13 protein-coding genes are annotated in these 14124 nt (G+C 66.9%); 7 read left to right on the forward strand and 6 right to left on the reverse strand.

The annotated features are described in order from the left end of the window. Nucleotides 1-53: 53 nt before the first annotated feature. Nucleotides 54-707, reverse strand: a complete 654-nt coding sequence (locus tag V2L32_RS04765) for a type 1 glutamine amidotransferase (RefSeq protein WP_331235330.1) — start codon at nt 705-707, stop codon at nt 54-56. A gap of 109 nt (nt 708-816) precedes the next feature. Here V2L32_RS04765 and uvrB point away from each other — a divergent pair, with 109 nt between their 5' ends. After that, the gene (gene uvrB / locus V2L32_RS04770) at nt 817-2871 is read left to right on the forward strand and encodes an excinuclease ABC subunit UvrB (protein ID WP_331235331.1); all 2055 of its coding nucleotides are present in this window, start codon (nt 817-819) and stop codon (nt 2869-2871) included. A gap of 39 nt (nt 2872-2910) precedes the next feature. On the opposite strand, the gene V2L32_RS04775 is transcribed toward uvrB, so the two are convergent. The 3 genes from V2L32_RS04775 to V2L32_RS04785 form a co-directional block, all read right to left on the reverse strand. Beyond that, nucleotides 2911-3324 carry a DUF6176 family protein gene (locus tag V2L32_RS04775; RefSeq protein ID WP_331235332.1) on the reverse strand — a complete coding sequence of 138 codons (414 nt, stop codon included), beginning with the start codon at nt 3322-3324 and terminating at the stop codon, nt 2911-2913. A 43-nt stretch (nt 3325-3367) separates the two neighbouring features. Then, nucleotides 3368-4351 (reverse strand): SPFH domain-containing protein, encoded by a 984-nt coding sequence (locus V2L32_RS04780; RefSeq protein WP_331236585.1) that lies wholly within the window; start codon nt 4349-4351, stop codon nt 3368-3370. Nucleotides 4352-4672: 321 nt separating this feature from the next. Continuing rightward, entirely contained in the window at nt 4673-6400 is a 1728-nt protein-coding gene (locus V2L32_RS04785; RefSeq protein ID WP_331235333.1) for an excinuclease ABC subunit C, read from the reverse strand. A 100-nt stretch (nt 6401-6500) separates the two neighbouring features. On the opposite strand from V2L32_RS04785, the gene V2L32_RS04790 reads away from it, so the two are divergent. From V2L32_RS04790 to V2L32_RS04805, 4 genes are all read left to right on the forward strand, one after another. Then, nucleotides 6501-6758, forward strand: coding sequence for a hypothetical protein (locus V2L32_RS04790; RefSeq protein WP_331235334.1), 258 nt, complete (start codon nt 6501-6503; stop codon nt 6756-6758). 54 nt (nt 6759-6812) lie between these two features. Then, nucleotides 6813-7748 (forward strand): ABC transporter ATP-binding protein, encoded by a 936-nt coding sequence (locus tag V2L32_RS04795; RefSeq protein ID WP_331235335.1) that lies wholly within the window; start codon nt 6813-6815, stop codon nt 7746-7748. Next, nucleotides 7745-8674, forward strand: coding sequence for an ABC transporter permease subunit (locus tag V2L32_RS04800; RefSeq protein ID WP_331235336.1), 930 nt, complete (start codon nt 7745-7747; stop codon nt 8672-8674). The genes V2L32_RS04795 and V2L32_RS04800 overlap by 4 nt, the downstream gene beginning before the upstream one ends. 376 nt (nt 8675-9050) lie before the next feature. Next, nucleotides 9051-9569 carry a hypothetical protein gene (locus V2L32_RS04805; RefSeq protein ID WP_331235337.1) on the forward strand — a complete coding sequence of 173 codons (519 nt, stop codon included), beginning with the start codon at nt 9051-9053 and terminating at the stop codon, nt 9567-9569. Nucleotides 9570-9634: 65 nt separating this feature from the next. Here the strand turns inward: V2L32_RS04805 and ligA are convergent, their stop codons facing one another. Continuing rightward, entirely contained in the window at nt 9635-11803 is a 2169-nt protein-coding gene (gene ligA / locus V2L32_RS04810) for an NAD-dependent DNA ligase LigA (protein WP_331235338.1), read from the reverse strand. A 228-nt stretch (nt 11804-12031) separates the two neighbouring features. On the opposite strand from ligA, the gene V2L32_RS04815 reads away from it, so the two are divergent. Next, a complete protein-coding gene (locus V2L32_RS04815; protein ID WP_331235339.1) occupies nt 12032-12295 on the forward strand; it encodes a HalOD1 output domain-containing protein in 264 nt (87 codons plus the stop codon). A 63-nt stretch (nt 12296-12358) separates the two neighbouring features. Continuing rightward, entirely contained in the window at nt 12359-13531 is a 1173-nt protein-coding gene (locus tag V2L32_RS04820; protein ID WP_331235340.1) for a pyridoxal-phosphate-dependent aminotransferase family protein, read from the forward strand. Here V2L32_RS04820 and V2L32_RS04825 read toward each other — a convergent pair whose 3' ends face one another. Continuing rightward, complete coding sequence (locus V2L32_RS04825) at nt 13532-13951, reverse strand: hypothetical protein (RefSeq protein ID WP_331235341.1); 420 nt, start codon at nt 13949-13951, stop codon at nt 13532-13534. It lies immediately after the preceding gene. Nucleotides 13952-14124: the final 173 nt, after the last annotated feature.

The raw sequence follows: 14124 nt of genomic DNA on the forward strand, positions 1-14124 counted from the left end.
CGGTATCGTACGATACGAAGTCGAGGACCTATGCGTTTCTACGATGATCCCTATCAGACCCACTTTCCCGCTCGTTCGCGGACGATCTGCCGGAAGTTCTCGGCCAGTTTCGTGCTGTTCAGATCCTCGATTCCCTCCAGCGAGTCCCATCCCTCGCCCGCGGCGATCGCCTCACGGAACCGGTCGGTGCACTCCGGGTGGAACTGTACGGTCCAGACCGGTACTTCCCGGTGGCGGGTCCCGAACGCCTCGTAGCCCTCGATCGAGGCGATCACCTCCATCCCCTCGCCCCGCTCGACCACCCAGTCGCCGTGGACGGCCGCGACGTGCGGTGAGAGTCCCAAAAAGAGCGGGTCGTCGGTGAGTTCGGCCTCGACGATCGCGTTCCGCATCCCCCGGTGGTCGACTTTCCCTCCCAACGCGGCGTTCACGTTCTGGTGGCCGAAACACACCCCGAGCGTCGGGATCTCTGCCTCGACGAGTTCCCGAATCCACGCCTGCTGGTCAGCGATCCACGGCCGCTCCTCGGCTTCGTACACTCCCGCGGTCGAGCCGGTGATGACGACGCCGTCCGGATCGATCTCGTCGAGATCCGGTCGGCCCTCGTGTGGATAGCACCACTCGACCCGGTCGGGGAACAGCTTCGCGAGTTCCTCCTCGTGGTAGGTCTTCTCCGGGTTGTGCTCGTTTCGCACGACGAGGATCATCACTCGAGGTTCTCGTCCGGAAGGATAATGCCTGTCGGTGTGAGGATCCGCGTTTCAATTCCGGCGTGCATGCGAGCGGGTAAAGGTCCTCGAACCCCTCTCGCGTTCAATGAGCGATACGCAGGGACCCCTCCAGCCCGATCGGCCCGAGGCAGCCACACCGTTCCGCGTCGACGCGCCGTTCGAGCCCGCGGGCGACCAGCCCGAGGCGATCGAGGCGCTCGTCTCCGGCTACGAGGCCGGGATGGATCGACAGACGCTCCTGGGGGTGACGGGCTCGGGGAAGACGAACACCGTCTCGTGGCTGATCGAGGGGATTCAGAAACCGACCCTCGTCCTCGCGCACAACAAGACGCTCGCCGCACAGCTCTACGAGGAGTTCAGGAACCTCTTCCCGGACAACGCGGTGGAGTACTTCGTCTCCTACTACGACTACTACCAGCCCGAGGCGTACGTCGAACAGACCGACACCTACATCGACAAGGATGCCTCGATCAACGACGAGATCGACCGGCTGCGTCACAGCGCTACCCGCTCGTTGCTCACGCGCGAGGACGTGATCGTCGTCGCCTCGGTCTCGGCGATCTACGGTCTCGGGGACCCCGCGAACTACGAGGGGATGGCGATGCGCCTCGAGGTCGGCGAGGAGATCGGCCGCGACGAGCTGTTGAAACGCCTCGTCGACCTGAACTACGAGCGAAACGACGTCGACTTCTCACAGGGGACGTTCCGCGTGCGGGGGGACACCGTCGAGGTGTTCCCGATGTACGGCCGCTACGCCGTGCGGATCGAACTCTGGGGCGACGAGATCGACCGGATGGTGAAACTCGACCCCTTCGAAGGCGAGGTGAAGAGCGAGGAGCCGGCAGTGCTGATCCACCCCGCAGAACACTACTCGATCCCCGAACAGCGCATGGAGGCGGCGATCGAGGAGATCGAGGAGGACCTGGAGAGACGGATCCGCTACTTCGAGCGCCAGGGCGATCTGATCGCCGCCCAGCGGATCGAAGAGCGCACGCGCTTCGACATCGAGATGATGCGCGAGGCGGGCTACTGCTCCGGAATCGAGAACTACTCGGTGTATCTCGCCGACCGCGAACCGGGCGACCGGCCCTACACGCTGCTCGATTACTTCCCCGAGGGGTTTCTGACCGTCATAGACGAGTCCCACGTGACGATCCCACAGGTGAAAGGGCAGTTTGCCGGCGACAAGTCGCGAAAGGATTCGCTCGTCGAGAACGGCTTCCGCCTCCCGACGGCGTACGACAACCGCCCGCTCACGTTCGAGGAGTTCGACGAGCGTGTCGACCGAACGCTCTACGTGAGCGCCACACCCGGCGAGTACGAACGCGAGCGCTCGGGCCAGGTCGTCGAACAGATCGTTCGCCCCACTCACCTCGTCGATCCGAAAGTCGAGGTCGCCGACGTCGACGGCCAGCTCGACGACCTGATGGCCCGGATCGCGGATCGCACAGAGCGTGACGAGCGGGTCCTGGTGACGACACTCACCAAGCGGATGGCCGAGGACCTCACCGAGTACCTCGGGGACGCGGGCGTCGCCGTCGAGTACATGCACGACGAGACGGATACGCTCGAACGCCACGAGCTGGTGAGAGGACTCCGCCTCGGCGAGTTCGACGTCCTGGTGGGGATCAACCTGCTGCGGGAGGGCCTCGACATCCCCGAGGTGTCGCTGGTCGCGATCCTCGACGCCGACCAGACGGGCTTCCTCCGCTCGCGGACGACACTGATCCAGACGATGGGCCGAGCGGCGCGGAACGTCAACGGCGAGGTCGTTCTCTACGCGGAGGAGGTGACCGACGCGATGGCCGAGGCGATCGACGAGACGAACCGCCGCCGCGAGATCCAGCGCGCGTTCAACGAGGAGCACGGGCTCACTCCGACGACGATCGAGAAGGCCGTCGGCGAGACGAACCTTCCCGGCTCGAAGACCGACACTGGCGGGATCGCGCGGAAGAAACCCTCGGACAGGGAGGAGGCGATGGAGCAGGTCGACGCGCTGCGCGAGCGGATGGAGGAGGCCGCCTCGAACCTCGAGTTCGAACTCGCGGCGGATATCAGGGATCGGATTCGTGAGTTAGAAGTCGAGTACGACGTCGCGCCCGAGGAGGGCGTCGTGCCCGAACCGCGCGGCGAGCACTGAACGTCCGACGGGGAATCAGCGTCCGCGACCGGGAGAGCTCTACGGCCGCTCGCGGTTCCAGGCGTGTAACAGGAGCGGGTACTCGCTCTCGACGTCGGTCGAGAGGATCCGATCGGGCTCCTCGAACAACCACTGGAGGAACCGCTCCCCCCTGGTCGCCGCGTGATCGGAGTCGATGAACGCCTCGTAGACGTAACCGACGTCCTCGGCTTCCATGTACCAGAGCACCGAGAGTCGGTCCCCACTGCGGTCGAGGAAGGCCGACTCGGTGTACATCCCCTCCTCGCGGAGCACCGACTCGACGCTCTCGTTGAGCAGACCCCGAAGCCCGCGGCCGAGGGCTCCACCGCGGCGCATGATCGCCTGCTCGGCGAGGAACACTCGGACGAACAGTTCGGCGACCAGCCGGGGCAGCCCCCGTCTGACCGTCAGTCGCAACAGGACGACCTCCATGCGCAACCCCACCGACGGGAGCGAAGAATAGCTTTCGGCGGCCTCACTCCGTCTCGGTCTCGACCCCACCGTCCTCTGCCAGTTCGGCCTCGATCTCCCGTCCGCGTTCTGCCTCCTCCAGGTCGATGTCGCTCATTGAGTCGGTCAGCTCCGAGAGGTCGTCGAGTCCGAGGAGTTCGCGGACGTCGTCCTCGAACGCGAGGCTCTCCAGGCTCCCCTCATCCAGTTTCACGTCGCTACCCGAGAGGTGTTTGCCGTATCGGCCCACCAGCGAGGTGAGCTCCTGGGGCAGGACGAACGTCGTCGAGGGGCCCTCCCCGATTCGCTTCAGCGTCTGCAGGCCGCGTTCGATGATCGCGCGCTCGCCCATCGACTCGGCGGACTTCGCTCTCAGTACTGTCGAGACCGCGTCACCCTGCGCCTCGAGGATCTGGCTCTGTTTCTCGCCCTGCGCGCGGATGATGTTCGACTGTTTGTCACCCTCCGCGCGCTCGATCGCGCTCCGGCGTTCGCCCTGCGCCTCGAGGATCATCGCACGCCGCTTTCGCTCCGCCGAGGTCTGTTGCTCCATCGCCCGCTGGACGTCGCGGGAGGGCTGGACCTCGCGCACCTCGACCGCCTCGACGCGCACGCCCCACTCGTCGGTCGGCTCGTCGATCTCCGTGTGGATCCGGCGGTTGATCTCCTCCCTCCGACTGAGGGTCTCGTCGAGTTCCATATCACCTAAAACCGCTCTGAGCGTGGTCTGTGCGAGGTTCGAGACCGCGCGATGGTAGTCGTCGACCTCGAGGTAGGCGCGTTTCGCGTCCATCACCCGGATGTAGACGACGGCGTCGGCGGTCACCGGCGAGTTGTCGCGGGTGATCGCCTCTTGGCGAGGGACGTCGATGGTCTGGGTCCGTTTGTCGAAGCGATGCGTCGCGCTCACGAACGGGGGGACGAAGTGGATCCCCGGGTCGAGCAGTTTCCGGTACTCTCCGAACACCGTCAGCGCGCGCTGTTCGTAGGCGTCGACGATCTCGACCATGCTCGAGACGGTGACGATGGCGAGTCCGAGGAGGAGGAGGCCGGCGAGCGACCACGCCTCCAGCTGACCGCTCGTGACGAGTAGCGTCGCGACGATGACGAACAGCCCGACGGCGATCGTCTTCGGCCGGAGCTGTCGGCTGTACTGGCCGGCCTGGTAGGCGAGACGGTCGTCCATGCGGCTGACTAGCGACCGACTAATCTTAACAGTTTGTGAGGATTCAGAGGGATCATCGTAGCCGTCCGGACCTCGTGGGCTCACACGTCTCCGGTGCCGTCCGGTTCGCAACTCAGAACGTATCGGCTCCTCCGATGATCCCCATCAGAGGCGCTCGACGATCGTCCGGGCGGTCGTCTCGCCGACGCCCGAGACCTCGCGGAGCTCCTCCGTCGAGGCTTCTCTCACTCCTTCGACGCTCCCGAACCGCCTGAGCAGCCGTTTCCTGGTCGCAGGCCCGATCCCGGGGACGTCGTCGAGCACGCTCGAGAGATCCTCGCGGAGGCTCTGGTGGTACTGGACCGCGAAGCGGTGGGCCTCGTCACGAACCCGCTGGAGGACGTGGAGCTGTGGGGCGTCGCGCTCCCAGTCGTGGACCCGGTTCGGGGTGATCACCAGCTCCTCGCGCTTCGCGAGCGCGACCACGGGGACGTCCCAGCCGACCTCCGCCAGGGCGTCGCGGGCGGCCGCGAGCTGGCCCTCGCCACCGTCGATCACGAGCAGGTCGGGGTCGGGTCGATCGTCGCGGCCCTCGATCGCTCGCCTCGCGCGCCAGGCGACCAGCGCGCGCATGTTGCCGTAGTCGTCGTTTCTGTCCTCGAGCTTCTTCCTCCTGTAGCCCGACGTCTCCGCACGCCCGTCGACGAACAGCACGTCGCTGCCGACGGCGTGTCTCCCCTGGGCGTGGCTCACGTCGAATCCCTCGATCCGGGTTGGTCGCGGTATCGAGAGTGCGTCGGCGAGTGCGGCGAGTTCGTCTCCGCCGCCGCCGACCCGTGCGTTCTTGATCGCGAGGTCGACGAGCGCCGCCTCGCGACCCACTCCGGGCACCGTGAGGTCGACTCCCTCGCGCTCCAGCCAGGCGACGAGGTCCGGGTCGGCCGGGTCCTCCGGGACGCAGATCCGGTCGGGGAGCTCTCGCTCGGCGTAGTACTGCACGATGAACGCCGCGAGTACCGGCCCGTGGCCGTCGCCCTCCGGGACCGAGAGCGAGTGGTGGTCGCGCTCGACGAGCTTCCCGCCCTCGGCGTGGAGCCGTGCGACCGTCGCGCGCTCGCCCTCGACCGAGACGCCGAGGACGTCGGTCGTCCGGCGGTGAGTGGGGGAGTCGATCGCCTCGCCGCGGCCCTCGTGGAACGACTCGATCACCGAGAGGCGGTCCCTGAGGGTCGCTGCCCGCTCGAACTGCCGGTCCTCGGCGGCGTTCTCCATCTCCTCGCGAAGCGGTCCCGTGAGCACGCCCGTCTCCCCCTCGAAGAACCGTTCGGCCGCCCGGACGTCCGCCGCGTACTCCTCTTCGCCGATGTAGCCGACACAGGGGGCGGTACAGATCCCGACGTCGTGGTCGAGACAGGGTCGCGACCGCCCGCTGTACTTGTGGTCCGAACAGCCGCGCACCCCGAACCGGTCGCGAAGCGCCTTCACGACCGTCTCGACCCGCCGTTTCTCGGTGAACGGCCCGAACACCGTCGCGGTCTCCTCCGGGTCGCGGGTGATCTCGATCCGGGGGAAGGGGTGGGCGGTGAACTGGACCATCGGGTAGGACTTGTCGTCCTTCAGCCGGACGTTGTACCGGGGACCGTGGCGCTTGATCAGGTTGGCTTCGAGCAACAGCGCCTGCGTCTCGGTGTCCGTGAGCGCGACGTCGATCGTCTCCGCCGACCGAACCATCCGGCGAATCCTGTCCGAACGGGGGTCGGCGTACGAGCGAACTCTGCTTCGGAGGTCGACCGCCTTTCCGACGTAGAGCACCGACTCGCCGGCGAGAAACCGGTAGACGCCGGGCTCGGTCGGGAGCTCCGCGGCGCGCTCTCTGACCCCCTCCGCGTGCATGATGCGGCTAGCACCTCGCTGGATTTGAACGTGGCGCCGTCGGTCGCCGCCTGGGTCGGGAACCGCCGGGTTACATCCCGGTCGAGGGCGAAGTCGGTCCATGACCGAGACGATCCGGTGCTGGCTGGTCGAACGCGAGTACGACGACCGTGGACTGCTCAGGCTGGTCTACGCGACGCCCGACGGCTCGCGACACCTGCGACGAGAGCGATCTGCGGCGCTCGTCGACGAGGTGACGGCCGCGACCGACACGAGCGAGGAGCGGCTCCGGCCGGTCGACGAGGAGGAGCTGAGAGAGCGGTACGCGGCGGAGGTGGACCGAGTGAGGGCGCGACACGGTCCGGACGAGGCGATCTGACGCCGACTCGCGGCTCCCGAAGGCATATATCGACGCTTGGACTAGCGGCCGACGATGACCGCGATCGAACTCGACTCGGTGAGTAAACGGTTCGGGAGCGTCCTCGCGGTGGACGACCTCTCGCTCTCGGTGGAGGAGGGCGAGGTGTTCGGGTTCCTGGGGCCGAACGGCGCGGGGAAGACCACGACGATCGATATGATCCTCGACTTCGTTCGCCCGACCGAGGGAGCGATCTCGGTGCTCGGCCACGACGCACAGCGAGAGAGCGTCGCCGTCCGCCGTCGGACGGGCGTTCTCCCCGAGGGGTTCGACGTCTACGACCGGCTCACCGGGCGAAAGCACGTCGAGTTCGCCATCGAGTCGAAGGAGATCGACGACGACCCCGAGGAGTTGCTCGCCCGGGTCGGCCTCGACGGCGAGGGCGACCGGAAGGCCGGCGGCTACTCGAAGGGGATGGCCCAGCGCCTCGCGTTCGCGATGGCGCTCGTCGGCGAGCCCGACCTCCTCATCCTCGACGAACCCTCGACGGGACTCGACCCGAACGGCGCGATGGAGATGCGAGAGATAGTGAGAGACGAGGTAGAGCGCGGCGCGACCGTCTTCTTCTCCTCGCACGTCCTCGGGCAGGTCGAAGCGGTCTGTGACCGGGTGGCGATCCTCCGTGCGGGCGAACTCGTCGCCCTCGACACGATCGAGGGGCTGCGCGACGCGGTCGAGACCGAGTCGACGCTCTCGATCACGCTCTCGGATCGGCCCGATGGGGCGCTATCGGCCGTACGGGCGCTCTCGGGGGTCTCCTCGGTCGAGGCGAACGGGTCGGGGCTGCGTGTCTCCTGCGAGGACGGCGCGAAGACGCGGGTGTTGACGACGCTCGAAGCGGAGGGCGCGACCGTCTCGGACTTCGAGACCGAGGAAGCGTCGCTCGAATCGCTGTTCGCCGCGTACACGACCGACGAACCCGAAAGTACCGAGGCCGAGGTCAGAGCATGACCTGGCACGCGATCGCCCGGAAGGACTTCTCGGACGCGATCCGGTCGGCCTGGCTCTGGGTGCTCTCCGGGCTGTTCATCCTGATCTTCACCCTCCCGGTCTACTTCCTCGCGGAGGGGATCGGCGCGGGTGCACAGAGCGCGACCGATCCGGAGGCGGCGGCGGTCCTCACCTCCGACCTCCTCGTCCAAGTCCTGTTGCTGGTCGCGGCGCCGTTCGTCCCGATCATCGCCATCGTGATCGCCTACGCCGCGATCGCGGGCGAGCGCGACTCGGGGACGCTCAAACTGCTGCTCTCGCTCCCGCACTCCCGGGCGGACGTCGTCGCCGGGAAACTGCTCGGTCGCGGCGGGGTGATCGTCGTCCCGATCCTCATCGCGACGGTGCTCTCGGCGCTCGTCGTCGTGATCTCGACGCTCGAACTCAGAGCCGGCACGTACGTCCAGTTCGCGCTACTCACCGCGCTGCTCGGCGTCGTCTTCGTCGCCATCGCCGTGGGGATCTCCGCCGCGGCCCGGACGGGCAAGCAAGCGATGGTCGGCACCGTCGGGATCTACGTGCTCTTCGCCGTGCTCTGGAACTCGTTTCTCTCCGGGCTGAACGAACTGCTCGGCGAGTACGCCCCCGTCGGCGACGGGACGCTGATGCACCTCCAGATGGTGCTCGCGCTCGCGAACCCGATCGAGGCTTACCGCTCGCTCGTCGGCTCGATCTCCTACACCGAGGCGTTCACCGGCGGCGAGGACCCCACCTACGTCGCCCGGATCGACGCGCTCGCGACCTTCGACCACCAGTTACGCTTCGCCGAGACGTTCGAGACGCTCCCCGCCTACTACTCCGATTTCGCCGTACTACTCGCGCTGGTCGTCTGGGTCGTCGCCTTCCCGCTCGTCGGGTTCCTCGTCTTCCGCGAGGAAGACCTCTGAACCGTAGCCCGTAGATATATCAGCGATCGGAACCGAACGCCCTCGATCGACTGACCGTTCGCAGAGGGATTCGGGGACACCTCGACCGTCCAGAACTACCTCGATCGTTTCTGCTCTCCTCCCTCTCACGACGGAGCGTTCCGCAGAACCACTCCGACGGTAACCAGGTAGACGACATCTACCCGCCGAGCCCGATCGATCATATTTCCCGGCGTGATCGGTGCGTTACCGCCGACACCACCACCGACTGTTCTTACCGGCGAATGAGACGATCGATATGAGAGATAGCTTATTATTAATCGTAACATACCCTATCGGCAGTGATATCATGTCACTAGAACCGATAACGAGGCGAGGTGTGTTACGTGGGACCGCGATGGGGCTCGTCGGGCTCTCGCTGGCGGTCCCCGCCAGCGCGCGAAGCGACCAGCTTTCGGAGGAGCTCAACGCAGTCAGAGCCGCGACACGGAAGTACCGTGACGTCGATCTGGCTCGATCGGCTGGGTACGACATAGCCCCGTACGTTCTGAATATGGGATTTCACGCGGTCAATCCGATGCTCGTCGCTGCGGACCAACACCAAGCGGTAGACATCACGGAGCCACCGATTCTCGTTTACTACACTACCGGGAACTATCGCCCCGGCCCAGGGACGCCACATGATACGGCTCGTGACGGCGACCTCCGACTCGGTGCTGTCGAGTATGCACACCTAGGAACTCAAGGGGCCGCCGCTGACTACTTCAGCGACGAGGGCGTGAGCCGGAACCTGAAGGTCTCGGAGGAAGAGGGATGGGAGTTCGTCCCTCCTGCGGGTATCACCGCGCTCCACGCGTGGGTCCACCGCGGGAACCCGGCGGGCGTCTTCCACCCGACGAACCCGACCGTCGCCTGAACACGACTCGATTTTTATACCCAATACGACGGATTCGTGGACCGGCCCGCTTCACTCGGAGTCGATTAACCCTCGTCGGCCTCGACGAACCGGTCTAAGCTCTCGTTAAACCCGCCATCGTCGGCGGGTTCTCGGGTTCCCGATCCTTGCTCCTCATCGACACTGACCCCGCGCTCGTCGAGGAGTCGCAGAAACCCCTCGGGATCGATCGTCTCGACGCCCCGCTCGTCGGCCTCTTCGCGCTTTCGATCGCCCGCGCCATCGCCCACGACGAGGTAGTCGGTGTTCCCGGAGACGGTACCGGTCACCGACCCACCCTCGCGTTCGACGATCTCCGCCGCCTCGTCGCGGGTCATGTCGGGAAGCGAGCCGGTGAAGACGAGCGTCAGCCCGTCGAGGGCGTCGCCGGTCTTGTCTTCCGCGGCCTCCGCGACGGGCACGACGCCGAGGTCGCGGAGTTCGGCGAGCACGCGCTCGTTCTCCGGCGAGTCGAAGAACTCCCGAACGTGTTCGGCGACGATCGGACCGACGTCGTCCACGGCTTTGAGATCGTCCACGCTCGCTTCGACGACCGCGTCGAGCGAGCCGAACGCCACGGCGAGTTCGCGCGCGGTCGTCCGGCCGACGTGGGGGATGCCGATCGCCGAGAGAAACGCCGTGAGCGTCGGCGATTTCGAGGCCCCTATCTCGGCGAGCAGGTTTTCCGCGCTCGTCTCGCCCCAGCCCTCCAGCTCTTCGAGATCCGTCTTCTCCAGCCGGTAGAGGTCCGGGAGTTCGGAGACGAGCCCCGCGTCGATCAGCTGGTCGACCCGTTCTTCTCCCAACCCCTCGATGTCGAGGCCGTCGTCGCTTGCGTAGTACTCGACGGAGCGTCGGAGCTGTGCGGGGCAGGCGAGGCCTCCGGTACAGTAGGCGATCGGGCCGTCGCGCTCGACCGGGCTCTCACAGACCGGGCAGTGTTCCGGAAACTCGTAGTGGCCATCCGAGCGTTTCTCGATCACCTCCGCGACGTACGGGATCACGTCGCCTGCACGCTCGATCCGGACCACGTCGCCGACGTTCACGCCCATCGCCTCGATCTCGTCCGGGTTGTGGAGGCTCGCGCGCGAGACGGTCACCCCGCCGACGTCGACGGGATCGAGCAGCGCGACGGGGGTCAGCCGCCCGGTCCTCCCGACCTGCACCGCGATCTCGCCGATCGGCGTCTCCTCGTTCCGTGCGGGGAACTTGTAGGCGAACGCCCACCGGTACGCACGCGAGGTCGCGCCCAGCTCCTCGCGCGCCTCACGATCGTTCACCTTCACGACGATCCCGTCGATCTCGTAGTCGAGTTCGTCCCGCCGGTCGAGCAGGCGGTGCCTGTACTCGATCGCCGCCTCGACCCCCGTCACCCGTTCGGTGAGCTCGCGGTTCACCTTCAGGCCGAAGTCGGGCAGCGCCTCGTGCTCGGCCCATCGGCTCTCCCACGGCTCGCTCGACTCCAGCACCTCGAAGAAGAAACAGTCGAGCGGGCGCGCGGCCACTACCGAGGGGTCGAGCTGACGGATCGTCCCCGCGGTGGCGTTTCTCGGGTTCGCGAACGGCTCGTCGCCATCCTCGATCCGTTCGCGGTTGTACGTCCGAAACTCCTCTTTCGGCATGAACAGCTCCCCACGCACCGCGAGGAACTCGGGGTACTCGCCGTAGAGCCGGTCCGGAATCGACCGAACGGTACGGACGTTCTCGGTGACGTCGTCGCCCTCGTAGCCGTCGCCCCTCGTCGCCGCCCGGAGGTACTCCCCGCCCTCGTAGACCACCTCGATCGAGATGCCGTCGAACTTCGGCTCGCAGACGTACTCGACTTCGGGTACAGAAAGCTCTCGCCGCATCCGCTCGTCGAACGCCCGTACGTCCTCCGCGTCGCCGCCCTGGTCGATCGAGAGCATCGGGGCGACGTGCTCGACGTCACCGAGTTCGTCGAGCGGCTCGTCGCCGACGCGTGTGGTCGGGCTCCCCGCCCTCTCGAGGTCGAAGCGCTCTTCGAGGTCGACCAGGCGGGCGAGGAGCGCGTCGTAGCTCCGGTCGGCGATAACCGGGTCGTTCTCGACGTAGTAGCGGTGATCGTGGTAGCGGATCGCCGCACGGAGCCGCTGTGCCTGCGCTCTCGCCTCCTCCGCGGAGAGGCCGTCGAGCGAGTCGAACTCGGTGTCCGGTGCCTCGACGTAGGGGTTGTCCGCGGGCGGATCGACGCTCATCGTCCGACCTACTCGGGCGCGGGTGAAAAACGGGCCGTTGTCAGTCGCCGGACCTTCTCTCTCGCCAACCGTTTCGCCGATAGATGTCGATTACCCGATCCGATCTGGGGGGTGAATCCGGGCTCGGTCGGCTTAGTCCGTGCCAAATCGTTTCACACATTCCGTCTCGTCAATCCGAAAGATCCCGACAGATAAGAGCCTGTACGTTGGTTGGTCTACCAGAGGCACATGAGTACGCTGGCACGAGGTGGACGGCAGTCTGGGACCGAATCGATAACGGAGGCGATCGTGCGGGCGATCGCCTCGGAGGCGGAGTGCGAACCGACCGAGATCTCGCCGATTGGGGCGCACATCGACGTCGACGCCGTCGAACGACTCGTCGCGGGGCCGGGGGAGGTGACCCTTCGGTTCGTCCACGACGGGATGGAGACGACGGTTCACGGCGACGGACGCATCGTCGTCGACGGTACGGCGTACCGACCAGTCGTCTAGCTCCGGTTCGCAGCGTTCGGTCCGATCCGTCCCGTTTAACCCGTCTCGGGGGTATGCGAGCACATGGACGAGGAGTTCCTTCTGTTGAACCCGGGGCCCGTCCCGGTGAGCGGGGCGGTCCGCGAGGCGATGGCCGAACCGATGGTCTCACACCGTTCGGCGGCGTTCGGGAGGGTCTACGAGCGCGTACAGAGCGGCCTGGACGAGGTCTTCACCCGCTCGACGCTCTCGGGACGGTCGACCGCGAGCGACGGCACCAGCCTGATCCTCAACGGAACGGCAACGATGGGGATGGAGATGGCCGTGGCGAACCTCGTCGAGCCGGAGAGCGAGCTCGTCGCCCTCGCCAACGGGAAGTTCGGCCGCCGGTTCGCCCGGATCGCCGACCGCTACTGCTCGGTCACCCGGGTCGAGGTCGACTGGGGTGACTCGTTCGATCTGGACGCGGTCTCGGAGGCCATCGGCCGGGAGACCGACGTCGTCACGATGGTCCACAACGAGACCTCTACGGGGCTCCTCAACCCCGTCTCTGCGGTCGGCGAGCTGGCCCGCGAGGCCGGCGCGCTGTTCGTCGTCGACGGGGTTACCTCGATCGGTGGCGACGTCTTCTGCGTCGACGACTGGAACGTCGACGTCGCGATCACCGACTCTCAGAAGGCGCTCGCTGCGCCGCCCGGCGTGAGCGCGATGTACGTCACGGAGCGGGCGGCCGAGGCTGCCCACGGCGAGAGCGCGCCGTTCTACGCGGACCTCGAGTGGCACCTCCGGAAGGCCGCGGACCACCAGACGCCCTTTACCAGCGCCGTCCCGCTCTTTCGCGCGCTCGCGGTTGCCGTCGAGGAGATCACCGACGAGGGACTCCCCGCTCGAATCGAACGCCACCGCCGGCAGGCCGAGGCGTTCCGGCAGGGCTTCGCCGCGATGGGTCTCGACGGGTTCCCGGACGCCCGGGGCGAGACGGCCCGATCGAACACCGTGACGGCGACCGCACTCCCCGAGTCGGTGAGAGAGCGCCCGACCGAGTTCTTCGACGCGGTGAGCGAGCGGAACGTCTCGATCAGCGGCGGACAGGCGCACCTGGGGGGAGAGATCTTCCGGGTCAGCAACATGGGCCGGCTCACCCCCGACCAGGTCCTCCGAGGGGTGCGAACCGTCGGCGAGGCGGTCACGGACGTGGGACTCGACGCCGACGTCGAGGCGGGACTCGCCGCGGCCGAAGCCGAACTCGGACGCTGATCACTCCTCCTCGTCGTCCGGACCCTCGATGTCTATCACCGTGCGGTCGCGCTCGTCGGTGGGTGCCCTCCCCTCCACGACCCGCCGCACCGCTCGTTCGGCGGCCAGCCCGAGCTCCTGGTCGCTCACAGCCCTGACTGCCGTCTTCCCGATCAGCCCACCCACCGTGTAGCCGAGGGTCTGTTCGGCCATCCCGCCGGGAGTGACCTGCCCGATCGTCCGACGGACGACGAGCCGACCGACGAACTGCCCGGTGACCTCGCCCACCCGCTCGTAGTCGACGGGCGTGTCGCTCTCGATGCCGAAGAGGACGGCCTCCCAGTCGATCGCCTGGAGCAGCGATAGCGCACCCTCCGTCGTGAAGTACGCCTCCATTCCCTGCTCGATCGCGTTCTCGACGTTCCGTGGCGGTCGGTCCATGCGGGAGAGAGGTCGTCGACACCGGAGAGGGTCGTCCCTGCCTCTGCGGCCGAGGCACTCCGCCCGGTCCTGTGGAGTCCGGGGCCACCGGTCCGTCGTCGAGAGTGACCGTCGTCCCCTCAGTTCGTCTGTCGTTCGCCGCCCGAACTACCCGGCCCATTTCTGGGCAGAGG

This window comes from Halalkalicoccus sp. CGA53 (assembly GCF_036429475.1).
GTDB classification, from domain to species: Archaea; Halobacteriota; Halobacteria; order Halobacteriales; family Halalkalicoccaceae; genus Natronorarus; species Natronorarus salvus.

Coding starts and splice junctions, on each gene's coding strand:
- V2L32_RS04765 (WP_331235330.1), bottom strand. CDS start 707: ATGATCCTCGTCGTGCGAAACGAGCACAACCCGGAGAAGACCTACCAC.
- uvrB (WP_331235331.1), top strand. CDS start 817: ATGAGCGATACGCAGGGACCCCTCCAGCCCGATCGGCCCGAGGCAGCC.
- V2L32_RS04775 (WP_331235332.1), bottom strand. CDS start 3,324: ATGGAGGTCGTCCTGTTGCGACTGACGGTCAGACGGGGGCTGCCCCGG.
- V2L32_RS04780 (WP_331236585.1), bottom strand. CDS start 4,351: ATGGTCGAGATCGTCGACGCCTACGAACAGCGCGCGCTGACGGTGTTC.
- V2L32_RS04785 (WP_331235333.1), bottom strand. CDS start 6,400: ATGCACGCGGAGGGGGTCAGAGAGCGCGCCGCGGAGCTCCCGACCGAG.
- V2L32_RS04790 (WP_331235334.1), top strand. CDS start 6,501: ATGACCGAGACGATCCGGTGCTGGCTGGTCGAACGCGAGTACGACGAC.
- V2L32_RS04795 (WP_331235335.1), top strand. CDS start 6,813: ATGACCGCGATCGAACTCGACTCGGTGAGTAAACGGTTCGGGAGCGTC.
- V2L32_RS04800 (WP_331235336.1), top strand. CDS start 7,745: ATGACCTGGCACGCGATCGCCCGGAAGGACTTCTCGGACGCGATCCGG.
- V2L32_RS04805 (WP_331235337.1), top strand. CDS start 9,051: ATGGGGCTCGTCGGGCTCTCGCTGGCGGTCCCCGCCAGCGCGCGAAGC.
- ligA (WP_331235338.1), bottom strand. CDS start 11,803: ATGAGCGTCGATCCGCCCGCGGACAACCCCTACGTCGAGGCACCGGAC.
- V2L32_RS04815 (WP_331235339.1), top strand. CDS start 12,032: ATGAGTACGCTGGCACGAGGTGGACGGCAGTCTGGGACCGAATCGATA.
- V2L32_RS04820 (WP_331235340.1), top strand. CDS start 12,359: ATGGACGAGGAGTTCCTTCTGTTGAACCCGGGGCCCGTCCCGGTGAGC.
- V2L32_RS04825 (WP_331235341.1), bottom strand. CDS start 13,951: ATGGACCGACCGCCACGGAACGTCGAGAACGCGATCGAGCAGGGAATG.